Raw genomic sequence first — 23,225 nt, forward strand, 5'->3', positions numbered from 1 at the left:
TGGATTTGCCTGTGTTCTATACCTCCACTAAGGAGACCGACGTGACACTGCGGGAGGTACGGGTACTGCCCGGACCCAGTCGGGTCGATCCCGATTCCGAATGGGTTGAAGTCCAGCGGCGGCCTCTGACCATATCCGAAGCCACCACGATTATGGCCGAGATTCGACGATCTGCCGAGATTACCGGCTACAGTCTTGCCGAATGGACGGGAAAGCGAGATACCTTCGCGCTGGTTCGGCCGTGCACCGGTGAGCTGGTCGGAGCCATTCTCGTCCATCACATGTGGTTTAGATGGAGCGAAATCGCCGTTGTCTTCGTGCTAGAGAAGCATCGAGACTCAGGACGCGGGCGTAAATTGCTGCAGGCCGCATTGAGGACATTGAACACCTCCCCCCGAAAGAAGATCATCTTCTTCTCCAGGGGACCAATGTCAAATCTGGTTGCAGACTGCGGATTCCAGATCTTCCCGACCGAGAAGGACTTCGGGCGGGGCAATTGGAAGAATCGCGTCTTCATTAGATGCCTATACAAGATTCAGTGGTTGGCAAACGTATACCGCCTCCGAGAACGGCGCCGCAAGCGCCGAGAGTTGGAGAGCAGGTTTGATTTCAGCGTGGGAGTACTTCAGCCATGACACACACACCCGGAAGCAACCCCGGCGGGGCGACAGGGACGAACCCACTGTGGGGCGGGAGGTTTACCACCGGAGCGAGCTCCCTGCTCGAGGAGATCAACTCATCGGTCCACTTCGACTTCAGGCTTGCTGAGCAGGACGTCGCAGGATCGATCGCGCACGCTCGAATGCTGGTCGATCAAGGAGTGATCAGCGTTGACGAAGGTCAGGCAATCGTCAACGGTCTCAAGATAATCGCGGCAGAGATCGCAGCAGGAGACCTCGTCCTCGATCGCGCGCTCGAAGACGTGCACATGAATATCGAAGCGCGACTGCACGATCTCATCGGCCCAGTCGCCGGTCGGCTACACACCGGCCGCTCCCGCAACGATCAGGTCGCAGTGGACACCAAATTGTGGGTGCGAGATGCCATCGATCGTCTCGACAGCCTCCTCGCTGACACGATTCGGGTGTTGGCCGAGCGCGCCGAGACCCACTGTGCGGATGTCATGCCTGGTTTCACCCACTTGCAGTGTGCACAACCCGTGACCGTCGGACACCACCTCCTCGCCTACGGCGAGATGTTTCTTCGCGACCGTGACCGCCTATTGGACGCACGCCGCCGCTTGAACGAATCTCCTCTAGGCGCCGCCGCGCTAGCGGGTACCAGCTATCCGATCAACCCTGATCAGACGGCCGCCGAACTGGGCTTCAACGGAGTGTTCCGCAATTCACTCGACGCCGTCTCGGACCGCGATTTCATCCTGGACTACGTCGGTGCAGGGGCGACTCTGTCTATTCACATGTCCAGACTCGCCGAAGAGATCGTCATCTGGTCGACACCGCAGTTTGGGTTCGTAACACTGCCGGAAGATCTGTCGGCAGGTTCATCGATCATGCCGCAGAAGCGCAATCCGGATGCGGCAGAGTTGGTCCGCGCCAAGGCTGGCCGCGTGATCGGCAGTTTGATCACACTGCTGACGGTCCTCAAAGCGCTCCCTCTCGCCTATAGCCGGGACATGCAAGAGGACAAGGAGGCATTGTTCGACGCGGCGGACACCCTTGAACTGTGTGTCCGAACCACCAAAGCAATGCTGACGGGAATCGTCCTCCATACCAAGAAGACTCGCGCTGACGCTGAGATCGGGAATGCTACCGCCACCGATCTGGCCGACTGGCTCGTTGCCGAACGAGGCGTCCCGTTCCGTGAATCTCATGGGATTGTAGGCCGAGTCGTCAAGGCACTTGAGGCCGAAGGTCGCGAGCTGAGGCATGCGGATCCGGAACAACTCGCAACGCTCGAGCCGCGATTCGCGGGTCTGCCAGCCGATGTGCTCATCGTGGACCACGCGGTAGCTCGTCGTACGTCTCCCGGCGGAACTGCACCCATACGAGTATCCGAGGCCGCGGCAACGCTGCGGAAGCTCAACGAGCAGCTCTCGATCAAGGAGCCCGCCAAATGACGAACATTCCCAACCTGACTGAAGATGGAGCGGCCGTGAGTTCTGCTGACCGCGTTGTACTTGCCTACTCCGGCGGCGTCGACACCACCGCATGCATCCCGTACCTCAAACAGGAGCTGGGCTGCAAGTTCGTTGTAGCTATGGCCGCAGACCTAGGCCAGGGCGACGAGCTCGAGCCGATTCGGGAAAAGGCGTTGCTGGCCGGCGCCGACGTCGCGGTCGTCGTGGATGCCAAGGAGCGGTTCGTCCGTGAATTTGGCTTTCCTGCAATCCAAGCCAACGCACTCTACGACGCACACTATCCACTTTCCTCGGCGCTCGGGCGTCCGTTGATCGGGGAGCTTCTCGTGGACACCGCTCACGAATACGGCTGTGGCGCAGTCGCCCACGGTTGCACCGGCAAAGGCAACGATCAGGTGCGGTTGGATCTGGCAGCTACCTTGCTGGACCCCAATCTCACAATCCTTGCGCCAGCGCGTCTTTGGGACTTCAGTCGAGCCGAAACGATTGCCTACTCGGAAAAGTTCGGTATCCCTTCACATGTCACCAAAGAGAAGCCCTGGGCAATCGACCTGAACATCTTGGGCCGCAATGTCGAAGCTGGCCTGATCGAAGACCTCCAATGGGAACCGACCGAGGAGGTATGGAGCCTTACCACGTCGGTGGAGGAGACACCGGATCGGCCAGCCTACGTCTCAATCGAGTTCGCTGAAGGCATGCCGACAACCATCGATGGTGAAACGCTCTCCCCGCTGCTATTGATGACCCGACTCAATGCTCTCGCCGGTACGCACGGTATCGGCCGTGTAGACATGATCGAAAACAGGGTGGTCGGATTGAAATCCCGTGAGCTGTACGAGGTTCCAGGCATGCATCTTCTGATCCAGGCTCATCGGGAGCTGGAAAACCTCGTCCTGCCCGCTGATGTGCTTGCGCACAAGGCCACCGTGGACTCGACCTACGCGAAGCTGATCTACGACGGACTCTGGTACGGCCCGCTTAAGCGAGCACTGGACGCATTCATCCGTGATACCCAGCAATTCGTCACCGGCGAGATCAAACTCAAGCTGTTCAAGGGGACATCGACCATCGTCGGCCGCACAGCGCCAAAAGCAATGTACCGCCCTGAACTGGTGACCTACGGAGCCGAATCCACCTTCAACCAGAAGAGCGCAGAAGGCTTCATCGACATCTTCGGCTTGTCCAGCCGGGTGTGGAGTCAGACACATGGCTGAGTCCGGCTCATCAGTGAAAAGGACTTGGCGAGCAGCAGGGACGCCCATCGTTGTCATCGGGGTTTTCGGGGCGACGCTAGGGATAACATACCCTCTGCTCTCACTGCTGCTAGAAGAACGTGGAACCTCTAGCAGCATTATTGGGCTCAACGGAGCGATGACCCCGCTCGGGATGGTGCTCGGCGCTCCCCTCGTTCCTCGGTTAATTCGGGCTGTCCGACCGTGGCTGACAATGGTGCTGGCAACAGCACTCGTTTCGGTAATCCTTGCAGTACTCGCCGCTACACCAGCCCTCTCCGCATGGTTTGTGCTGCGCTTCATGCTCGGATTGTGCGCGGTGACCATGTTCATACTGAGCGAGACATGGATCGGTGAGATCGCGACGTCCCAACTCCGCGGGCAACTTCTGACTGCGTACACATCGGTACTTGCGCTCGGATTCGCGATCGGCCCCACCGTATTGGCAGCATCCGGCGACAATTTCACGATCGCCCTGACGATTGCGATCGCAGCGCCACTAGTGGCTCTGGTCCCGTTGGTTAGGGTGCGACAGACCGTGCCCCCCATGGCAGGCAACGGTCCAATTCCTGTACGCCAGCTGACTACCCTGTTGTCAACACTTGTCGTAGCGGTCTTGGCGGTTTCGGTCTTCGACAGCGTAACGCTTCAGCTCCTACCGAGTTTCGGTGTCCGACATGGGAACACACTTGCATACGCGGCATTGTCACTGACCGTGCTACTGATTGGCCAAGTTGTTTTCCAGTATCCGCTGGGTTGGCTCGCCGACAGGGTAGGTGCACGGGTTGCCCTGATCGTTTCACTATCGGCCGGAATCCTTGGTGCACTCCTTCTTCCGATGATCGTGAACAATCCGACAGGGTACTTCCCGGCCATCGCAGCCTGGGGAGGTCTTGCCTTTGCCGGATACCCATTGGTGCTGACCATCCTCGGCGAAAGCTTTGAACAGACCGATCTCCTGATGGCGAACACAGCGTTCGCCATCGTGTGGGGGCTCGGTGGGATTCTTGGTCCTCCGTACTCAGGTGCCGCGATGGACTGGGTAGGTCCGAACGGACTGCCGTGGTCGCTGGCTACGCTCTGGCTGCTTGCACTCACCGCGATTGTGGCTACAGCATGTCTCGCGCGGCAAAGGGGAACACGCTCACCAGATGGCAAGGCGCCAAAAGCGTTCAGCTCATGACACACGAACCCATTCTGGTTGCGTGATGTGGAGAATCTTCTGCCGGACAATCTCCTTACTCGGATGGTTGAGTTCGTCCAACGTTTGCTGGGCCCGTCGCCAGTAGTCGATCCCACCGGCGACGTCGCCCATCGCACACCTCAAATCTCCATAACGATGCTGAGTTTCCGCGATGTTGTATCGATGTCCGATGCGGTCGAGACGTTCATCCATCGGAATAACCTTGCGATAGCAAGCATCGGCCGATTTCAGATCACCCCGGCGCTGGTGAGCCCAGGCCAAGCTGTCCCAGCTGTCAGCCTCGCCAGCGAGATTCCCGACGGCTGAATAGATGTCGATTGCGGCCCTGCAGGTGGAAATAGCTCTGTCGTACTCACCAAAGGACGTACTGAACCATCCGATAGTATTGAGCGCAGTCGCGTGCCCGTTATCGTTACTATCCGCTTGGTACAACCTGAGCGATGCGGACGAGTGATATCCGAATCCTGTACGAACGGCGCGTCGACCGTAATAGCGAGCCAGGTGGTGGTGGGCCAGGGCCTCTCCTGCGCGGTCGCCCAACTCCGCGAAGAGGGATAGAGCTCGAGTGAGCTCCGCGAGTGTTTCGGTCTTGTCATGTTCGAGCATGTCCATCGCGCTACCAAGCTCGAGGCGGCAATTCGCCTCGCCGCGGAGATCGCCGAGAAATGTCGCAGCGTCGACACCCAAACGAGCCACTCGATGCCAGTCATGCCATTGGCCCAGAACGGAGAAGAACGAGCTGGCCCGCTCGACAATCTTCCAACAGTACTCTGGAAGGTTGTCGTCCACCGCGTGGGTAACCGCAGACATAATCGCACTCTGGTTGGTCGAGAACCATACGCCACCTTCACTGGCCTCCCTGAAGGTTATCGGCCGAACCCTCGGGAGCGGCGCTCCCAGCGGGGAGAAGAGACGACCAGGCACAAGCAATCTCGCGGCATCGTCGAGCGTGTGGAGCAAGAAGTCGTATAGGCGGGTAACCGACGTTCGCCGAGTTTCCTCGCATGTGTCTTGGTAAACGACTTCAGCAGCGAAGGCGCGGATGATGTCATGCAACGAGTAGTGGCCGACACCCGCATGCTCGACCAGGTGATTGCGACTGAGATCTGCGAATGCGCGCCGAGTGGCGGATTGAGACATGTCCGCAAGGCTCGCCGCGGTATCGGGCGTGATCCGGCTACATCGGTGCAGGCCGAGGAAGCGGAGTAGATGTTGGCCCTCGACGGTAAGGTTCCGGAAGGAAGAGGCTAGAAGGGTTCGAATGCTGGTCGCAGCGTCTCCGGTATCAAAACGGTCCATCAGACCTGCCGTATCCTCGAATAGTTCGATCAATGCAGCCATGGGTAGCTGAGGTTCGGTAGATACCCTGCATGCAAGAATACTTGCGGCCAGCGGAATTCGATCGCACATCGAAACGAGACGGTCGACAGTCCCGGGCTCCGCCGTCAATCGTTCCTTGCCGATCAGCTTCTCCAACAGTTCCACTGTCTCCGCCTTCTCAAGGGGACCCAGCGGTACCGCCTTGGCACCGGTCGATACAAGCAGGCCGGGTAACTTGTTTCGGCTCGTGACGATGATCAGGGATCCCGAGTTGCCCGGAAGCAGCGGGATCAGTTGCTCTTCGTTTCGAGCATTATCAAGCACGAGAAGAACGCGCTTGTCTGCGAGGGTGCTGCGCAGCAGCGCCACCTGAGCATCAAGACCTGTAGGTACCAACTGCTCAGGAACAGAGAAGGCATCGAGTATGAGCCGGACAGCCGTCTCCGGCCGCATAGGGTTATCGGCGATATCGAACCCACGAAGATTGATGAAAATCTGCCCGTCCGGGAATAGCTCGGCCGCGCGATGAGCCCAGTGCAGTGCCAGAGCAGTTTTCCCGATCCCGCCAATTCCCGAAATGACCAATATCGGTGTCGTCGTTATGATTGCCGGATTGTGAGCATGGTTGAGCGCCGACTGAAGGATGCTGCGCTCAGCAGTCCGACCGGTAAAGTGGCGTGGAGCCGCCGGCAACTGACGCGGAACGACGGCCGTGGGCTCAACCAGCCGCACGTTCGATCCCTCCGACCCAATGAGAGCCGACCAGGCCCATAGCGACTTCTCGTCGGTGAGCATGGCCTGGTGAAGCGCTTGAAGATCAGGGCCAGGATCGACACCGAGCTCGTCGATCAAGCGAGTTCTCGCAGCTTGAAAGGCATCCAGGGCCTCCGCCTTCCGTCGACTACGGTACAGTGCGGTCATTAGTTGCGCCCAGAACTGCTCCCGCAGCGGGCAGGCCTCCACCGCCCGCTGAAGTTCGAGTACGATGTCTTTGTGCTCTCCCCGCGCGAGTTGCGCTTCGAAATATAGCTCCTGCGTACGCAGGTGCAATTGCTCCAGACGGGGAAGTTCCCTTTCACGCAAGATCTCCGATGGAATCTCGGTAAATGGCTCCCCACGCCACAATGAGAGCGCAGCCTTCAGCACTTTAGCCGCAGATTCCCAGTCGCCTTCACCCACGGCTGTTCGACCGGCAGTGTATAGCGATTGAAACCGCGTAAGGTCAACCTCGTTCTCCCTCGCCTCGATCAAATATCCGTCGGGTCTGGTTACAATACGAACGCCTAGTGCGTTACCGAGGTGGCGACGCAATCGCATAATGTATGTGCGTAGTGCTGCCAGAGAATTTTGCGGCGGCCGACAGCCCCACAGGACCTCAATTAGCTGATCGGTCGACGCAGGGCGGTTGGCGTTAATAAGTAGAGCTACAAGAAGCGTCCGTTGCCTCGCGGAGGGAATATCGATCTCGACACCCTCATCGGCAATCGTCAGCGGACCCAAGATCCGTGCATCCATTGCGAAAATTCCACTCTTCACTTTAGCGCAACGCCTGACCTGCTTTTTACAGGCACCAAGGATGCGCAGTTAAACAAACCTTCTTGAAGGTATGTTTAGTTCGGACAGAGGACCCACATGCGATCCGAAGTTGTTAAGAAGCGTTGACGCGGCGTGCGAGATCGGCATGCGCCCCCAGATACGCCTGTGTGGCGTTCTCTATCCGCAGCGCTCGATGACCACTCGCGGTCAGTACGTCTCGCCAGCGCCGTTGCAACTGATCGTCATGCTGCCCGGATATGCCGTTGTACCGAAATAGCGAATCGACCGCCCGAGCGCACAAGTGCGCCGCATGAGCGGCATCGCGCTGGCTCTCGGCTACTGAGATCGGAGTGACGTCACCACAGTCGGCCCTGCGTGCTGCATCCATGATCAGGAGTTCGGCGCTGCGAATCTCGACGGACGCATTACTCAATATTGCCCCCGCCTCGTTAGTCACAATTCCGCGATTAACTGCCTGTGCCGTCCATGACCGCAATACGGCGCGTGCAGCGCCGAGGAGCGGTGCCGCGAACTGTAGTCCTGTGACCATGCGATAGGGCACTTGGTGGCATCTCGACGAATCCGATCGGCTATTGAGCAGACTACTAAGGGGCATCGCGCGATGATCTGGGACAAAGCCGCCAATCACCGCTACGCCATGGCTACCGGTTGCCCGCAACCCGAGCGGATGCCAACCTTCAACAATCTTGAACTGGGATCTCGGCACGGCAAAGATCCACGGTTCGCCATCTGAGGGCTGGCTGGACACCAGCACCCAGTCTGCGCCATGGATCCCGCTCACGTATCGCCAGCTTCCGTCCAGTGTCCAACCGCCCGATACGCGCTCAGCCTTCCCGCTCGGCGGAACTACTGCCGCGGCGATCAGTGGGTGTGCGTCTCCTCCCCATAGATCACGTTGTCCGTCTTCGGGGAAGTAGCCGGCCAACCGACCGTGCGCAGCAAAAAGGGAAGCACACCAAGCGGTTGATGCACAGGTCTCAGCGAGCTGCATCGTCCGATCCACATATGCGGCGAACGATCCAGCGCTCCCGTTCCACCGGATCGGCACGAAGTAGGTCGCGTAACCAGCACGACGAATAGCGCCGAAGCAACGGTCCGAAAGCCGGAGATTCTGTTCCATTTCCAGCATGTCAGCAACGGCGTAATCGCGAAGGGTAGCGTTGGGATCAGAGCCCATTATCACAATTCCACCAGGTCAGCCGAGTTCGAAATACTAGTGCTCTGACGACCATTGAAACGCCACGCAATGGTCGCCAGTATCCGTTCAGCTTGCATTACAGCCACGTCCATCGTCTCGCCCCGCGATCCATCCGCCGAGCGATTAAGAATACTTACCGTTGTAGGTATGTCGACTTCACCGAAATTATGGAAAGCCATTGACGCATGCAATCGCTCAGGGATGAATTCAGCACCAGGAGACTCCAGAGCACGCTGGTAGGTCAACGAGGCCGCCTGTCTGGATGCCTCCACAATCACCATGCCTGGAATATGGTCACATTCATGGTCGAAGTACACAGGGTGGCTGACATCGAGGCGCAATTGCCATTCCATGCCTGAAGAGCAGAGTGGCAACGCGAGAAGCACGTCTTCTTCGAACATCCGCATAACGTCCTCCGATGTACACGCCGCAACTGTAGTGGGATTTTTCCCTAACAGAGCCGCCCCAACTCTGGGATTCGCCTTGCGGAACCTCAGCAGGCGATACCGTTCCTCATCAACAATCTGGCATCTGATGACGATCTTGCTATACCCAGAACCCCCATCGCTGCCGATCAGTGCTTCAAAACTCATGTCGAACCCACCCGACCTGCTCTTGCCTGGCAAACAGCGAACCTCAACGGCCGTCGGCTCGAATGCATCGGCCATCCCCGTAGGTGACGACCAGTCGATTTCGAATTCAACCTGCGTCAAAATGAAGCGACGGCCGACCGGAACACCATAGTACTGATGCGAGAGATAGATTCCCGCTTGGCGGACAACCTCGATGCAATACAGTGGATCCGCCCATTTCATCGGGGCTGCCCCATAAAACCGGTGACCGAACGGTCGGCGAAGACCCAGGACAAAGGTTCCTCCCCTGCGGTTGAACGCCGTGGTTAAAAGCACCTCCTCGGCCGCCGATTTGTGCACTAGTCGGCGTGACACATGCCCCGCTGCGCCAGCCTCGGGGCCAAGGTCCAGTCCCACGTCAGGAACGAAAAATGGCGCACGCGACCATGATCTGTCGCCAGTGTGCATCGAACTCCCCCAACATCTAATCTTGATTGCCCGACCGATTTGATCTAGATGGGATCAAGCTGCGTCCGGACCGCCGCGAACTCCAATAACCTTCCACAGCGAACGTTTCCGTGCGGGCACACTACACCGCCGTCCGCGAGGTAGACAAGTGACCAGCAGCGACCTAAACGTGATGCGCGCCATAGCGATTCAGTGGGTCTCGTCACTCGTTCGATCACACGAACACAGCCACTTCCGCGAGCTCTTCATCAGGGAATCAACCAGATGACAGGTCCAACGTCCTGGGATATATCGGGTCCGGCTATCAGTGTGCATATACGCAAGCACGCTTGGTATTGTCTCGCCGAGGTCCAAGTTCGGCCGGTCCCTTGTATCCGGCCATGCGCCACCCCGGGTACCTGCGCACAAATCGGAGACTAGTGAGTCCGTCAACCCGCCGTCGAGCGCCACGCACGACTGAGCCCAGGCAAGATCGTGCCATTCGCACCAGGAAGCGCGTCCTGTGTGCCGCCGCGGAACTCTTCGCGGACCGCGGGTATGCCCACACATCAATCCAGGATGTGGCGGACAAGGTCGAAATGACCAAAGGGGCGGTTTACTTCCACTTCCCCACGAAAGAGACCTTGGCGCTCGCGATCGTGGACGCTCATTACGCGACCTGGCCCGCGGTGCTCAAGCAGGCCCAACATCAGTCCAGCTCTCCGCTGGAGGCAGTCTTCGAGGCCACCAACCTCGCTGCCCAAGCTTTTCGTGACGATCCGATCGTCCGGGCTGGCGCCCGACTTCAAGTCGAGTACTCGCTCATCGACACTGCCCTACCCGTCCCCTACGTCGGCTGGATTCAAGCCCTTACGGTCCTGCTCGAACGCGCCCAATCTCATGGCCAACTCCGTCAGGGGATCGAACCTGCGAGCGCGGCTGCCGTCATCGTCAGCTCATTCTTCGGTGCGCAGCACATTTCGACCCGCCTGCACAACAGCGTCGATCTCGTGGAACGCTGGAACGAAGCACGTGACCTAATCCATTACTCGCTCACCCCCCCAGAACTAAGATCCGATAAGCCTCAGCGGTAGGTCATCAGTCCGCTGGCCCGCGCACCGCGGTCCGCATTCTGTCGACCGCGTCTTCCACGAGTGGCGCAACGTCTGCAGCACTGGTGAAAAGCAGCGCTTCCCAGCCCATCTCGCACGCAGCTTGGACATTGACTGGGGAATCGTCCACGAAAATGAATCCGCAAGCATCCGGAAATCTCTCGACAACCGCCCGATATGCACTCCGATTGGGCTTGCTAGCGCCGATCCGCGACGACACTATAATTTCGGTGAAGATCTCGCCCGACTCGGGCAGCATGGCCAGCATAAGATCTTCCCATTCACTCGCGACGTTGGTAAGCAGCACAACCTCAACGTCGGTGTCAACGGCCCATCGCGACAGTACATCGATCCATTCCTCGGCTCGTTCCCGCCCTGGAAACCAGTACCGTTCACCAAAATGATCCAGATCCAAGCAAGGATATCCACGACTCTGTAGGTGCTTCGCCACGTCTGCGGCCCACTCCGCCTCGCTGACCAACCCGAGTTCGAGCGGTCCAAGGTCACCTGTTACTCCCCAGGCCTGCGCCACCTCCCCGACCGCAGCCATCAAATCTGAACCGGCAACTCCCAAGCGTTCCGCTACCCGATCAACGGTCGTGGACACCGGCTCGGTCAACACACCCGCATAGTCAGAAACCAGTACAACCCGAACAGAACTCGCAACGTTAGGATTCCATGACGCCCATCCCATGCCCGGCATCCTAGAGGGTGTCTGAAGGGTTAGGGTGAGCGGCCGGTGACGCGGTCGAGCAGGATCATGCTCATCGCCAGGTAGATGGTGTTTTCGGAGGAGTCGGCGAGATATTCGTAGTCCTTGGACAAGCGCCGGTACTTGCCCAGACAGGCGAAGGTTCGCTCTGCGACCCAGCGCCGGGCCACTATCGAGAATTGTGGAACCTCCCGTTGCGCAGCGCCTTTCGGTGCCCAGCTGCGATAGAACGCACCATCGCGGCGTGACACGATCTCGACAGTGATGCCCACCGCAGCGTGAGCCCAGTCCCGAAGCTCTTGGCCCCGATATCCTTGATCGGCCCACACATGCTGCAGGCGTGGAAACCGGTCGTAGGCCCGCGGCAACACGACCATCGCGGCCTCGCGGTCGGCAACACTGGCTGATGACACGCAAACCAGCAGTACGGTGCCGAGGGTGTCGACCAACAGGTGCCGCTTGATGCCAGCGATCATCTTCGCGCCGTCGTATCCGTGCAGGCCGCCGCGGTCGGTGGCTCGCACGCTCTGGCTGTCGATGATGCCGGCGCTCGGAGTGGGTGCGCGCCCTCCCGTGCTGCGGTCGCGTTCACGCAGCCGGGCCAGAATCTGTTCCCACCGGCCTTCTTTCGTCCAGGAACGCCAGTAGTGGTAAACCGTCTGCCACGGTGGCAGATCGTGCGGCAGCAGCCGCCAGGCGCAACCGGCCCGCACCCAACAGGCCAGCGCGTTCACGATTTCCCGGCGCGGATGTAGCACCGGTCTGCCACCGGGTTTGGGCGCGGGCACCAGCGGCGCGACCCACTCCCACTCGGCATCGGAGAGATCCGTCGGGTACGGGCGGCGCTCGACCATCACCGCGACCCCCACGCTCGCAGTCAGGCAACAACATTCAGCATGCCGCACCCAGAGCTTTTCAGACACCCTCTACTATCTGCGCGAGCCCGATGTCGCAGGACTGGCTGAAAGCCTGCGGCGCCCCGAAATCGCATGATGGGCCACGGATGTCGTGAACAACAGCGCGATGAACGGCATGAACGAGCATGCTAGCGAGCTGATAGCCAACGCGCCCTGGCATTATGGGCCGGACGATCCGCTGGCCTGGCGTAACTGGCTGAGCACGGGTGGCAAGCGCTCAAGGTGCATGACCAGTTCGCCGAGGCCGCCCGCCTGCACCGGCTGCCCTTCAGTTACCTCCCGCAGCCCGATCCCCGCAAGCCGGTCGCCGAACGCATATGGAGCGCGGTCGTCGAGCTAACCCACTGACCACCAACTGGAACTACCCCAACAACGAAGTAGTGCTCGGCCAATTCAGGTCTCGCAGGATCTCCGCGTTGGCACTCCGCAACCAAGCTCGCCGCCGAGCACCATCATGAGGCAATCTGCGGCGACCCGAGCCGCGCGGATGCCTGACATATAGCTCACAACTCCATCAGGCATTCGCACGGTGGTCTATCCCGAGCTTTCGGAGTCGGGATGTTTGATTCTGGTCGCGACCGGTCGCAAGATCGCTGATATCACACGGGATTTGGACCTCGGCGAACAGGCGATCTACACCTGGCGCAACGAGGACCGCATCGACTGTGTCCCAGAAGCGGGCATGACCAGCGCGGAGAAGACCGAACTCGCATGCACGACCGAGAGAAGCAGGGACCGAAACCACACCAACCCCAGCAGTAACAACACCTGAGGCGACTCGAACCCTCACCACCAAGATGTCCCCCGCTCAGAACCCCCTCCCGGCTGAGTGCTCACAACAAGAAGCGAACCCCCAGGTCTCCGACCTGGGGGTTCGCCTTGGGTGGAGCTAAGGGGACTCGAACCCCTGACCCCCACACTGCCAGTGTGGTGCGCTACCAGCTGCGCCATAGCCCCGTGTTCAGTTCTCTGCTCGCCGGGCGTTGCCCCGCTTGCCTGAACGAAGTTACACGACGGGTGTCCGACAAACCAAATCGCCTGGATAGAGGGTGGTGACGGCGATCTTCTCGAGGTAGTCTCGAACGCATGTTCGATAGCCGAGAGGTGGAGGCGATGGGCGACGAGGAGCTGATCGACGCGGCGCGGCGGGCACATGGAGCGGCGGCGTTCGCACAGGCGGCGGAGATCACAGCGGTGCGGGAGGTGTATCGGCGACACCGGGCCGCGAATGCCGCGCCGGGCACGGGCGGGGTGCGGGCCGGGGAGTTCGCCGCGGCGGAGATCGCGGTGGCGGTGCACGTGTCCGAGCAGGTGGCGGCGGCGCTCATCGATATCGGGCTGGCGCTGGACTCGCTGCCGCAGACCAAACTGGCCTTCGCTGCCGGGCGTATCGATCTGTCGCGGGTGCAGGTGATCGTGGACAGCCTGCGCGGGCTGCCGCGCGAGGTGCGAGAACTGTTGGAGCCCAAGCTGATCGACGCGGCACTGCGCTCCGATCCGGCGCGATTACGTCAGACCGCGCAGCGTTGGGTGACCAGGCTCGACCCCGAGGGCGAGACCCGTCGGCGCCAGGAACGCGAGCAGGACCGCGATATTCGGATTCGCGCGGTCCAGGACGGCATGGCGGTGTTCGACGGGCTGCTGCCGGCTGCGGGCGCGCAGGCGCTGGCCATGCGGCTGCGCGAAATGAGCCTGCAGGTCTGCGACGACGATCCGCGCACCATGTCCCAGCGCCGCGCCGACGCCCTCATCGCTCTCGCCGACGGCTCCGGCCGGCTGTTCTGCGGCTGCGGCAAGGGACTCGACTGCCCGAAGGCCGATACGCCCGCCACCTCGCGCCGCCCGCTCATCCAGGTCGGGGTCTCCGCCGAAACCCTCCTCGGCCTGCGCGACGATCCCGCTTTTCTCGCGGGATACGGTCCCGTCGACGCCGCGCTCGCCCGAACTCTCGCCGAACACGCCCGCTTCCAGGTGATTCCGGAGTATTTCCCGGAAACCACAACCACCCCGCAGGCCGCGCCCCCGCCCGAACCCGCGCCGGAACCCGAGACCACTCCCGACCCCGCCACGCGGGCCCGCGCACCCCAGGCCCCCTGGGAACGACGCCTGATCCAGGTCGAATCACATCGTCGCGAGGACGCCAACCCGCCGAAAATCGCTGCGGTGCGCCCCTTTTCCGGCGCACCCGCCCGCGAGGTCCGAGCCCTCGACGGCCTCTGCCGGTTCCCCGGCTGCACCATGCCCGCCGCGGAAACCTCCCTGGTCCAGTTCGACCCGCTCCCCGGCCAGCCCGTGGCACACCCGAACACCGCCTACCGCGCGGTCCTGTGCACCCACCACCACCGCCTGAAGTCCCTGGCCGACAAGGGAAAACAACCCTGGCGCGTCTACCTGGCCGACACCGACCGCATGCGCTGGATCGACCCCAGCGGCGAACCCCACGAAACCATCCGCGAGGGCGCCCGCTACCTCTTCCCCCACACCGACATAGACGCCCCCGCCCACCCCTACCCCACTCCCCTCCGCGCCGTCCCCGACCTCTCCGAAATCCCCATGCCCGGAAGGCCTTTCACCACCGACCTGGCCTACCCCCTCGAAAACCACATCCTCATCCACCCCCAACTCTCCCGCACCACCCCCGACAACGACATCCCCGACCGAGCCGCAACCCACTAACCCCGCACCACCCCCGAACCACGGACCGGGCACCCAGCCCGGCCCCTCCCCGGGGTGCGGCTCAAATTCACCGTTCCCCCGATGGGCCGCACCCCACCCAAATCCGCCGAGAATGCACTGACGCAGCAAGAATCCCGAATTCCCCTACGCCACTGCATTCTGGAATGCATGACCGATCACGCGCCGAGCGAATTCGAAGACCTGAACGACCCCGCGCTGCTCGACCAGCGCCGCCAACTCCTCCGGGAACGCCTGCAACACCTGCGCACCGAGCTGGCCGCCCTCACCACCGCCTACCGCGACCTCCCCAATTCCGGCCTCCTCCTGGACACCCCGGGAACCGGCGCCCTACTGACCCCCGCCTACTGCATAGCCGGAGCCGCAGAGGTTTTCGACGAGGCCCTGCTCGAACTGGATGCCGCCGATGACGCATTGGGCCGCGCAGGCGACTACACCGGTCGCCTGCGCCGTCCCCTCCTGGATTCCTGATCCGCGGGCTGCCCAATCACACGACGTCGGCGCGGACCTGGTTGCTGAAGTTGTCGAAGACCACCGTCTTCGGGGTGAAGGAGCCTTTGGCCGCGATGGCACCCGTCACCTTCTCACCGGGCTGCAGGTCGACCATGGCGATCTGGTTCTGCTCCATTCCCAGATCGACCTCGTGTTTGTTGCCCTGAGTGTCGGTGATCGTGAAGAACAGCGGGTTGACGTTGACCACCTTGTCCTTGCTGTTGTTCGTCACCGTCACCAGGACACTCGTATGTTCGCTGCCGTCGTCCAGGACGCTGGGAGTGAACGCCGTCGGCGTCGCCGACAGCTGCACGACCGCGTTCGCGGTCGACACCGGCGCGGGTTTGGACGGGTCACATGCGGTGAGCACGCCCATACCGGCGATCGCGGCCAGGGTGACCGCGAGCGCCGCAACTGCCTTGCGAATCATGAATTCCCCCTGGAGTTCATCGTTTCCATTCTTTCCGACGACCCCACAGGGGCAATCAGATGGCTAACGATAGGACTCGATCGAAATTCAAATAAGGGGATTTCGCCCAATAACTGGCCACGAGGGAATATTGGCACGCATAGGGGGCCGATAGGTACTCACACCTACCGGCCCCCGGTTTCATATTCGATGCATAGCTATTTCGCGGCGTCGAGGACCCAATTCTTGTTGTTCACGTCGATCTTCTTGCCATCGATGAAGACCGACGGTGTGGCGGCGCGGCCGTTGAGAGCGCTGTCGAGGGCCTTCAGAGCCGCTTCGGCATGGGCGCGGCCGGTGTCGGCGCGATCGCCGGAGGTAATGCATTTGGCCACGTCGTCGCTCGCGCCCGCCTGCTTGGCGATGGCGGCGAGTTCCTTGTTGTCGTGATCCGTACCGCCCTCGCTGGGCTGTTCGGTTGTGAACAGCAGCGCATGGAACTTGGAGTAGACCGGGCCGTCGCCCGCCTGCGCCACGCACTCGTTGGCGGCCACGCCGCGGGTCGAGTAGTCCTTGCTCTTGGAGCGCGGGTCCAGGAAGTTCACGAGGCGGTAGCGCACGGCGATCTTGCCCAGGTCGATCTGCTGGGCGATCTCCTGGCCGTAGATCTTCTCCAGCTGCCCACAGGCCGGGCACAGCGGATCCTCATAGATATCAATGGTTTTCGCGTTGGGCTTCCCCAGCACGATCGCACCGTCGGAGTCCAGCGCCACACTCACTCCCGGATCGCGCACCGGCCCATAGCCGTCGTTGCGCACCTCGTCCCCGCCGCCGCGATTCCAGAGGTAGAGCGCCGCCACGATCGCAACGACCACCACCACGGCCAGCCCGGCCAGCGCGTAGGTGGTCTTGCTCGAAACCGGCTGCGGCGTGTGCTTCGAAGTCGGATTGCTCACCCGCACCACTCTGCCCGACGAACCCGTCCGGGCAACACCCGCCCCACTACCGACCGGTCTTTATCCACGCGAAGTTTGTCCGATTCATTGGTAGCCTCCGCGTCGTTATCAAAACGAAATAGACGATGAGGACGATGATCCGAATTCCCGAAAGACTCATCCGATCGGCCGCGGCGGTCGCCACCGCCTTCATCGCGCTGTCGCTGGCGGCCGCCCCCGCGCAGGCGCAGGACGGCCCGCAGTACGCGCCGACCATGCTCATCCTGGACGCCTCCGGCTCCATGACGCGCCCCGACCCGGCGGGCACCATGATGGACGCCGCCAAGAACGCCGTGCACACCTTCGTCGAGTCCGCCCCGGCGGAATCCCAGGTGGGACTGGCTGTTTACGGCACCGGCACCGGTAATAGCGAGGCGGAGAAGGCCACCGGCTGCCGCGACGTGCAAATCCTGCACACCCCACAAACTCTCGACAAAGCTGCGCTGACCGGTGCCGTCGACGGCGTCAAGGCGGGCGGCTGGACCCCGATGGGCACCGCGCTGCGCCAGGCCGCCGACGCACTGCCCAAGTCGGGACCGCGCTCGATCGTGCTGGTCTCCGACGGCGACGACACCTGCGCCCCACCCGATCCCTGCGCGGTGGCGGCCGAACTGAAGCAGCAGGGCGTCGATCTGGTGCTGCACACCATCGGATTCGCGGTGGACGCCAAGGCCCGCGCCCAGCTGACCTGCATGGCCCAGGCCACCGGCGGCACCTATACCGACGCCGCCGACGGCCCCGCGCTGCAACGCATCATGCCGCGCGTCAGCAGCGCCGCCCTGCGCAACTACAAGGCCGCGGGCACCCCGATCACCGGTACCGGCAGGTACGACACCGCCCCGGTGGCCACCCCGGGCCAGTACCTGGACACCCTGGGCCAGAAGGAGAAGCGCTACTGGGGCGTCGACATCCCGGCGGGCGCCACCGCGTACTTCAGCGGCACGGTGTCCTTCCCGCGACTGCCCGACATCTCGTCCACCGAGGACAACAATGTGCTCAACCTGCGCGTCTACGGCGCGGACGGCAAGGACTGCAACGTCTTCGAGTTCGAGCAGAGCACCCGCTCCAGCGACGGTGTCGCGCTCACGGTGGCGAAATCCTTCGACGGCGCGACCAAGGAGAACAAGGGCGGTGCCGACAAGTGCAAGGGCGGCGGCCGCTACTACTTCGAACTGACCTGGAACAAGGTCTCCGCCGGTGTGCCGGAACGACTTCCGATCGAGCTGCTCATCGGCCTCGAACCGGCGGTCACCGATCCGGGCCCGGTCGCGGTCGCTCCACCGGCGACCCTCGTCGAGCCGAGCGGTCCGGGCACCCCGGTGTCGGGTGGCGGTTCGTTCAATGTCGCCGCCGAGCTCACGCGGAGCGGCAGCTACACCGATACCCTGCGCCAGGGCGAGTTCCTGTTCTACCGGGTCAAACTGGACTGGGGGCAGGCCCTGGCCTATCGAGTCCACTTCGCAGAGAACGGCGAGCGCGGCGTCGACAACATCTCCAATATCCGCACCACCCTCTACAGCCCCATCCGCGAGGAGATCGACTCGGACTTCTCCGCCTACACCGGCCAGGAGGCGGTGCTGCCGACCAGCAAGGCGATGGCCACCGTGCCGATCCGGTACGGCAACCGCAAGGCCGACCAGTCTGATACGCGTAAGCAATCCGTCGCGGGCTGGTACTACATCGCGGTCAAGCTCGGCTCGACCTTCACCACGAAGGGCGCGAACACGCCGGTGCCCATGCGATTGGATCTGACCGTCACCGACACCAAGGAGAGCGGTCCGAAATACGCGGCCGCCGCGGATATCTTCGGCGAGAAGAGTGTGGCGACCGTGGCCGGCAAGACCCCGGCGACCAACCCGACCAGTGCCGTCGCGGCAGCGAATTCGACGCAGTCCACCTCGAATTCGACAAAGCTGATCATCTTCGCGGTGCTCGGCGTCGGGGCAGTCGTCCTGGCCGGTGCCCTGGTCGGCCTGCTGGTCGCCCGCAAGCGCCGAGGTCGCTGACAGAACCGGCCCGCTGAAATCCGCACGGTGTCAGCGGGCCGGTTCCCTAGGCGACAGCCGGAGCAGGTTCCTTGCGGCGCAGGGTTTCCGGGGCGAAGAACCAAACCGCGGAGGCCGAGGCCAGGAGGATCGCGGTGACGCCCAGCGCGAAGCCGTAGGAGAGACGGTCGGCCAGCATGCCGATCACGTAGGGCCCGAGGAAGGTTCCCAGGTCGGCCGACATCTGATAGCCCGCGAGGACCGGACCGCCGCGGCGGCCGGGGCCGACGATGTCGGCTACGGCGGCTTGGAGGGCGGGGGCGAACATGCCGGAGCCGATGCCCGCGATGCAGGAGGCTACGAGTAGCCATGGGAGGCTTGGGGAGAGGCCGATTCCTGCGGTGCCGAGGGCGCAGATCAGGGTGCCGGAGATCAGGAAGGGCTTGCGGCCCAGGGTGTCGGACCAGCGACCGGAGAGGAACAGCACCGAGGCGTTGCCCAGGGCGAAGGCCGTCAACGCCACGCCCGCCAGCGCAGCGTCCTGCTTCAGCACCTCCACCACGATCAGGGGAACCAAGGCCATACGCACCCCGAAAACCGCCGCGCCATTGCCGAAGTTGGCCCATAGGGCCGCGCGGTAGGCGGGGCGGGCGAGGCCCTCGCGGAAGGTCATGGTGGGCGTGCCGTTGGCCTGTTCGGGCAGGGCGAGGGGGGAATTCCTCAGGGCCACATAGACGATCAGGCTGGCGATCAGCAGGGCCACGCAGTAGATGAGGAATGGTGCGCGCAGGCCGAGGAAGGAGAGGGCGCCGCCGACCAGCGGGCCGCTGATGGATCCGATCAGGAAGCTGGTGGAGTACACGCCGGAGACACGTCCGCGTTCGGCGGACGGGGACATGCGGATCACCAGGCCGAGCGAGGACACGGTGAACATGGTCGACCCGATTCCGCCCAGCGACCGCAATACGAGCAGCTGCCAATAGCTTTGGGCCAGCGCGCACGCACCGGTCGAGATCGCCACGATCAACAGCCCGGTCAGATAGACCGGCCGCTCACCCAGCTTCTGCAACAGCCGCCCCGCCATCGGCGCGAACACCAACCGCATCAACGCGAACGCGCTGACGATGAACGAGGCCGCCGCCACCCCCACATCGAAGCTCCGCGCGAACTGCGGCAGCGCCGGAGCCACCAGCCCGAATCCGATGGCGATGGTGAACGCCGATCCGACCAGCACCCAGATCTCCACCGGGAGTCGATGCCGCTCGGCAGCTACCGCGTCACTCTTACCCACAACACCACTTCACTCTGCGCACCCATCCACCGATTCGAACCGAGTCCACGGATACGAACCGCGCACCGGCCGAGATCCATCCCGGCCGAACTATTCACCGCCCAGCGCCCGGCCGACCATCTCCTCCGCCGCCGCCTGCACCTGCGTCAGATGCTCGGGCCCCTGGAAGGATTCCGCATAGATCTTGTACTTGTCCTCGGTCCCCGACGGCCGCGCCGCGAACCACGCGTTCTCGGTGGTCACCTTGACCCCGCCCAGCGCCGCGCCGTTCCCCCGGGCGCGCGTCTGGATCCCGGTGATCGGCTCCCCGGCGACCTCGGTCGCATTGATCATGTCCGGTGTCAGCGCGGCCAACCGTGCCTTCTGCTCCGCGGTCGCATTGGCGTCGATGCGGGCGTAGGCGGGTGAGCCGTAGCGCTTTTCGAGTTCGGCGTAGCGGGTCGAGGGGCTCTGCCCGGTGACCGCGGTGATCTCCGCGGCCAGCAGCGCCAGCAGGATCCCGTCCTTGTCGGTCGTCCACACGGTGCCGTCCATCCGCAGGAACGAGGCCCCCGCGGACTCCTCGCCGCCGAAAGCCAGGCTGCCGCTGAACAATCCGGGCACGAACCATTTGAACCCGACCGGCACCTCGTACACATCGCGCCCCAGCACCCCGACCACCCGGTCGATCATGGCGGAGGTGACCACCGTCTTGCCGATCTTGGTCAGCGCGTCCCACCCCATCCGATTGGCGATCAGGTACTCGATCGCCACCGCCAGGTAGTGGTTCGGATTCATCAGTCCCGCATCGGGAGTCACGATCCCGTGCCGGTCCGCGTCCGCGTCGTTGCCGGTGGAGATGTCGTAGTCGTCGCGAATCGCCACCAGCGAGGCCATGGCATAACGCGAGGACGGATCGGTCCGGATCCGCCCGTCCGAGTCCAGCGTCATGAACCGCCACGTCGGATCGACGAACGGATTCACCACCTCGAGCTCGAGGTCGTAGCGCTGCCCGATCTCCTCCCAGTAATCCACGGAAGCCCCGCCCATGGGGTCCGCGCCCAGCCGAATCCCGGCGCCCCGAATGGCGTCCAGGTTCAGCACATTGGGTAGGTCGGAGATATAGCGATCCAGATAGTCGTAGCGCTCCACATTGGTCGCCAGCGCGTGCGCCAGCGAGGTCCGCCGCACATCGGCCAGACCGGTCATCAGCAGCTCGTTAGCCCGCGCCGCGATGGCGTCGGTGGCGATGGTGTCGGCCGGACCCCCGTGCGGCGGATTGTATTTGAACCCGCCGTCGCGCGGCGGATTGTGCGAGGGCGTGACCACGATCCCGTCGGCCTGATGCCGCGTCCCGCCCCGATTGTGCCGCAGCACAGCGTGACTCAGCGCCGGCGTCGGCGTGTACCGGTCGCGCGAGTCGATGACCGCGGTGACGTCGTTGGCGGCCAGCACCTCCAGCGCGGTGGTCCAGGCGGGCTCGGACAGCGCGTGCGTGTCCCGCGCCAGATACACCGGCCCGGTAATCCCCCGGGAGGCACGGTATTCCACGATCGCCTGGGTGATGGCCAGGATGTGCGCCTCGTTGAACGCGCAGTCCAGACTCGACCCGCGATGCCCGGAGGTACCGAAGGACACCAGCTGCGCGGGATCGGCCGGATCCGGAATCCGGCTGTAGTAGGCGGTCACCAAGTGCGCGATGTCTTCGAGGTCCGTGGCCCGCGCCGGTCGTCCGGCTCGATCGTGGGCCATGCTCGCACCTCCCTTACGTATCGCCTGTGCCCGGCTGGTCATGAGAATCACGGCCACACCCACTGCCCGAGGAAGGCACCGAGGTAGGCCGCCGCCAGGCTCGCGCCGACGCCGATCACGACGTTCGCCACCGCATAGCTGTAAGCGCCCTCCTCGGCCAATCGAACCGTTTCGTATCCGAACGTACTGAACGTGGTCAGCGCACCGCAGAACCCCGTTCCCAGCACGCTGAGGAGCCAATGGTTTGCTCCCGCACCGATCAACGCGCCCAGTACGGCCGAACCGCCCACGTTCACCGTCAGTGTGCCCAGTGGGAGAACACTATCGAATCGATGGGCCACCGCGCGATCCACCAGATATCTGGTCGGCGCCCCGACGGCCGCGCCGAGGATCACCAGTAGCGCCGTCACCGCCGCACCCCGTCGAAAACCTCGACGGGCGAGAGCGCCACGGTCACCGAATCCAGCAGGTCCGCATTGCTTTCCACGAAGGCGCGCAGCCGTTCGGTGTCATCGATGATCATCACCAGCACCGGCAGCCGCTCGGCCAGATCCAGCAGCCGCGTGGTGTGGATCTGCGAAGAGACGCCGTAGCCCTCGACGCCGCGCCACACGCTCGCCCCGGCCAGTCCGGCATCCCGGGCGCGCCGCACGATCTCGTGATAGCGGGGCCGATGCCGATACAGATCGTCCTCGCCCAGCAGCACCGTCAGCCGCGATGCCGGAACCCAGTGCCGAGCCGTCTCACTCATCGCCTGCCCCCAATCGTCGTGCCGTACCCGATACCCACCGTGTCGCGCCCACGCCGAGCACGACCGACATCAGCCCTGTCACCACCGTCCCCCCGAGGTAGCCGAGTCCGCAGCCGATTCGGCCCGATTCGAGCAGTGTACGAACTTCCACGGCATAGGTGGACATGGTGGTGAATCCACCGAGGATGCCGACCCCGAGGAAGGGCCGCAGCAGCCGGTGCGCCACCCAGATCTCGGTGATGCAGACCATCAGGACCCCGATGAGGAAGCAGCCGATCACGTTGACCGCCAAGGTCTGCCACGGAATCGCGCCGGAGTGCGGCACCCACACGCTGACCCCGTAGCGGGTCACCGCGCCGATCGCGCCGCCCAGGGCGATGACACCGAGTACATCCGCACCGACGCGGGCCTGCGCTGCCACCACCCCTCCTCCTATTAGCTAAATAGTTGCTATTCGGCGTGTTGCTGAGCCCGAACAACTGCCCGGAACTGCGAGGATAGTGCCGCT

The 23,225-nt window shown here is 62.9% G+C and carries 22 protein-coding genes and 1 tRNA gene; 10 read left to right on the forward strand and 13 right to left on the reverse strand.

The window, feature by feature from the left end; genetic code table 11:
• Nucleotides 1-41 precede the first annotated feature (41 nt).
• Genes ON43_RS44245 through ON43_RS44250 form a run of 4 tightly spaced genes read left to right on the forward strand, consistent with a single transcriptional unit; the run spans nt 42 to nt 4,513 of the window.
• Complete coding sequence (locus ON43_RS44245; protein ID WP_157514419.1) at nt 42-635, forward strand: GNAT family N-acetyltransferase; 594 nt, start codon at nt 42-44, stop codon at nt 633-635.
• A complete protein-coding gene (gene argH / locus ON43_RS39855; RefSeq protein ID WP_051180075.1) occupies nt 632-2,077 on the forward strand; it encodes an argininosuccinate lyase in 1,446 nt (481 codons plus the stop codon). Before ON43_RS44245 ends, argH begins: the two co-directional genes overlap by 4 nt.
• Nucleotides 2,074-3,312, forward strand: a complete 1,239-nt coding sequence (locus ON43_RS39860) for an argininosuccinate synthase (RefSeq protein WP_051180079.1) — start codon at nt 2,074-2,076, stop codon at nt 3,310-3,312. Before argH ends, ON43_RS39860 begins: the two co-directional genes overlap by 4 nt.
• Nucleotides 3,305-4,513, forward strand: a complete 1,209-nt coding sequence (locus ON43_RS44250) for an MFS transporter (protein ID WP_083914276.1) — start codon at nt 3,305-3,307, stop codon at nt 4,511-4,513. The genes ON43_RS39860 and ON43_RS44250 overlap by 8 nt, the downstream gene beginning before the upstream one ends.
• On the opposite strand, the gene ON43_RS39865 is transcribed toward ON43_RS44250, so the two are convergent.
• The 3 genes from ON43_RS39865 to ON43_RS39870 form a co-directional block, all read right to left on the reverse strand.
• Nucleotides 4,508-7,369: an AfsR/SARP family transcriptional regulator gene (locus ON43_RS39865; protein WP_083914279.1), complete on the reverse strand. Its 2,862-nt coding sequence runs from the start codon at nt 7,367-7,369 to the stop codon at nt 4,508-4,510. The genes ON43_RS44250 and ON43_RS39865 overlap by 6 nt on opposite strands.
• Before the next feature lie 133 nt (nt 7,370-7,502).
• Entirely contained in the window at nt 7,503-8,588 is a 1,086-nt protein-coding gene (locus ON43_RS44255; protein WP_083914282.1) for an acyl-CoA dehydrogenase family protein, read from the reverse strand.
• Nucleotides 8,589-8,590: 2 nt separating this feature from the next.
• Nucleotides 8,591-9,598, reverse strand: coding sequence for an AfsA-related hotdog domain-containing protein (locus tag ON43_RS39870; RefSeq protein ID WP_167333507.1), 1,008 nt, complete (start codon nt 9,596-9,598; stop codon nt 8,591-8,593).
• A gap of 431 nt (nt 9,599-10,029) precedes the next feature.
• On the opposite strand from ON43_RS39870, the gene ON43_RS39875 reads away from it, so the two are divergent.
• Nucleotides 10,030-10,722, forward strand: a complete 693-nt coding sequence (locus ON43_RS39875) for a ScbR family autoregulator-binding transcription factor (RefSeq protein WP_051180080.1) — start codon at nt 10,030-10,032, stop codon at nt 10,720-10,722.
• Nucleotides 10,723-10,726: 4 nt separating this feature from the next.
• Here ON43_RS39875 and ON43_RS39880 read toward each other — a convergent pair whose 3' ends face one another.
• Together ON43_RS39880 and ON43_RS39885 are read right to left on the reverse strand one after the other, a co-directional pair.
• A complete protein-coding gene (locus ON43_RS39880; protein ID WP_040816039.1) occupies nt 10,727-11,362 on the reverse strand; it encodes an HAD family hydrolase in 636 nt (211 codons plus the stop codon).
• A gap of 101 nt (nt 11,363-11,463) precedes the next feature.
• A complete protein-coding gene (locus ON43_RS39885) occupies nt 11,464-12,306 on the reverse strand; it encodes an IS5 family transposase (RefSeq protein ID WP_040816100.1) in 843 nt (280 codons plus the stop codon).
• A gap of 285 nt (nt 12,307-12,591) precedes the next feature.
• Between ON43_RS39885 and ON43_RS46990 the strand changes: the two genes are divergently transcribed.
• Both ON43_RS46990 and ON43_RS39890 read left to right on the forward strand, forming a co-directional pair.
• Complete coding sequence (locus tag ON43_RS46990; RefSeq protein WP_281033413.1) at nt 12,592-12,717, forward strand: hypothetical protein; 126 nt, start codon at nt 12,592-12,594, stop codon at nt 12,715-12,717.
• A 181-nt stretch (nt 12,718-12,898) separates the two neighbouring features.
• Complete coding sequence (locus ON43_RS39890; protein WP_157514420.1) at nt 12,899-13,141, forward strand: hypothetical protein; 243 nt, start codon at nt 12,899-12,901, stop codon at nt 13,139-13,141.
• A gap of 112 nt (nt 13,142-13,253) precedes the next feature.
• Here ON43_RS39890 and ON43_RS39895 read toward each other — a convergent pair.
• Nucleotides 13,254-13,326 (reverse strand) — tRNA-Ala (locus ON43_RS39895).
• A gap of 129 nt (nt 13,327-13,455) precedes the next feature.
• Here ON43_RS39895 and ON43_RS39900 point away from each other — a divergent pair.
• Together ON43_RS39900 and ON43_RS39905 are read left to right on the forward strand one after the other, a co-directional pair.
• Nucleotides 13,456-15,045: a DUF222 domain-containing protein gene (locus tag ON43_RS39900; protein WP_083914287.1), complete on the forward strand. Its 1,590-nt coding sequence runs from the start codon at nt 13,456-13,458 to the stop codon at nt 15,043-15,045.
• 168 nt (nt 15,046-15,213) lie between these two features.
• Nucleotides 15,214-15,534 (forward strand): hypothetical protein, encoded by a 321-nt coding sequence (locus tag ON43_RS39905; protein ID WP_051180104.1) that lies wholly within the window; start codon nt 15,214-15,216, stop codon nt 15,532-15,534.
• Between the two features lie 16 nt (nt 15,535-15,550).
• Here the strand turns inward: ON43_RS39905 and ON43_RS39910 are convergent, their stop codons facing one another.
• The gene (locus ON43_RS39910) at nt 15,551-15,985 is read right to left on the reverse strand and encodes a DUF4352 domain-containing protein (protein ID WP_051180085.1); all 435 of its coding nucleotides are present in this window, start codon (nt 15,983-15,985) and stop codon (nt 15,551-15,553) included.
• Nucleotides 15,986-16,182: 197 nt separating this feature from the next.
• The gene (locus ON43_RS39915) at nt 16,183-16,920 is read right to left on the reverse strand and encodes a DsbA family protein (protein WP_040816104.1); all 738 of its coding nucleotides are present in this window, start codon (nt 16,918-16,920) and stop codon (nt 16,183-16,185) included.
• 134 nt (nt 16,921-17,054) lie between these two features.
• Between ON43_RS39915 and ON43_RS39920 the strand changes: the two genes are divergently transcribed.
• Nucleotides 17,055-18,965, forward strand: a complete 1,911-nt coding sequence (locus ON43_RS39920; protein WP_051180087.1) for a vWA domain-containing protein — start codon at nt 17,055-17,057, stop codon at nt 18,963-18,965.
• A gap of 46 nt (nt 18,966-19,011) precedes the next feature.
• On the opposite strand, the gene ON43_RS39925 is transcribed toward ON43_RS39920, so the two are convergent.
• The 5 genes from ON43_RS39925 to crcB (ON43_RS39945) all read right to left on the reverse strand — a co-directional run bounded on the left by ON43_RS39925 (nt 19,012) and on the right by crcB (ON43_RS39945) (nt 23,138).
• Nucleotides 19,012-20,235 carry an MFS transporter gene (locus ON43_RS39925; RefSeq protein WP_040816043.1) on the reverse strand — a complete coding sequence of 408 codons (1,224 nt, stop codon included), beginning with the start codon at nt 20,233-20,235 and terminating at the stop codon, nt 19,012-19,014.
• Between the two features lie 90 nt (nt 20,236-20,325).
• The gene (gene pgm / locus ON43_RS39930; protein ID WP_040816044.1) at nt 20,326-21,966 is read right to left on the reverse strand and encodes a phosphoglucomutase (alpha-D-glucose-1,6-bisphosphate-dependent); all 1,641 of its coding nucleotides are present in this window, start codon (nt 21,964-21,966) and stop codon (nt 20,326-20,328) included.
• A gap of 47 nt (nt 21,967-22,013) precedes the next feature.
• Nucleotides 22,014-22,376, reverse strand: coding sequence for a fluoride efflux transporter CrcB (gene crcB / locus ON43_RS39935; RefSeq protein WP_040816045.1), 363 nt, complete (start codon nt 22,374-22,376; stop codon nt 22,014-22,016).
• The gene (locus tag ON43_RS39940; RefSeq protein ID WP_040816046.1) at nt 22,373-22,717 is read right to left on the reverse strand and encodes a DUF190 domain-containing protein; all 345 of its coding nucleotides are present in this window, start codon (nt 22,715-22,717) and stop codon (nt 22,373-22,375) included. Before ON43_RS39940 ends, crcB (ON43_RS39935) begins: the two co-directional genes overlap by 4 nt.
• Nucleotides 22,710-23,138, reverse strand: a complete 429-nt coding sequence (gene crcB / locus ON43_RS39945) for a fluoride efflux transporter CrcB (protein WP_040816106.1) — start codon at nt 23,136-23,138, stop codon at nt 22,710-22,712. The genes ON43_RS39940 and crcB (ON43_RS39945) overlap by 8 nt, the downstream gene beginning before the upstream one ends.
• Nucleotides 23,139-23,225 lie beyond the last annotated feature (87 nt).

It is taken from the genome of Nocardia concava NBRC 100430 (genome assembly GCF_000308815.1).
In the GTDB taxonomy this organism is placed as follows: domain Bacteria; phylum Actinomycetota; class Actinomycetes; order Mycobacteriales; family Mycobacteriaceae; genus Nocardia; species Nocardia concava.

Coding starts and splice junctions, on each gene's coding strand:
- ON43_RS39940 (WP_040816046.1), bottom strand. CDS start 22,717: ATGAGTGAGACGGCTCGGCACTGGGTTCCGGCATCGCGGCTGACGGTG.
- ON43_RS39885 (WP_040816100.1), bottom strand. CDS start 12,306: ATGGTCGAGCGCCGCCCGTACCCGACGGATCTCTCCGATGCCGAGTGG.
- ON43_RS39875 (WP_051180080.1), top strand. CDS start 10,030: ATGCGCCACCCCGGGTACCTGCGCACAAATCGGAGACTAGTGAGTCCG.
- ON43_RS39900 (WP_083914287.1), top strand. CDS start 13,456: ATGTTCGATAGCCGAGAGGTGGAGGCGATGGGCGACGAGGAGCTGATC.
- argH (WP_051180075.1), top strand. CDS start 632: ATGACACACACACCCGGAAGCAACCCCGGCGGGGCGACAGGGACGAAC.
- ON43_RS39910 (WP_051180085.1), bottom strand. CDS start 15,985: ATGATTCGCAAGGCAGTTGCGGCGCTCGCGGTCACCCTGGCCGCGATC.
- ON43_RS39905 (WP_051180104.1), top strand. CDS start 15,214: ATGACCGATCACGCGCCGAGCGAATTCGAAGACCTGAACGACCCCGCG.
- ON43_RS44250 (WP_083914276.1), top strand. CDS start 3,305: ATGGCTGAGTCCGGCTCATCAGTGAAAAGGACTTGGCGAGCAGCAGGG.
- ON43_RS39865 (WP_083914279.1), bottom strand. CDS start 7,369: ATGGATGCACGGATCTTGGGTCCGCTGACGATTGCCGATGAGGGTGTC.
- ON43_RS44255 (WP_083914282.1), bottom strand. CDS start 8,588: ATGGGCTCTGATCCCAACGCTACCCTTCGCGATTACGCCGTTGCTGAC.
- pgm (WP_040816044.1), bottom strand. CDS start 21,966: ATGGCCCACGATCGAGCCGGACGACCGGCGCGGGCCACGGACCTCGAA.
- ON43_RS39860 (WP_051180079.1), top strand. CDS start 2,074: ATGACGAACATTCCCAACCTGACTGAAGATGGAGCGGCCGTGAGTTCT.
- ON43_RS39920 (WP_051180087.1), top strand. CDS start 17,055: ATGATCCGAATTCCCGAAAGACTCATCCGATCGGCCGCGGCGGTCGCC.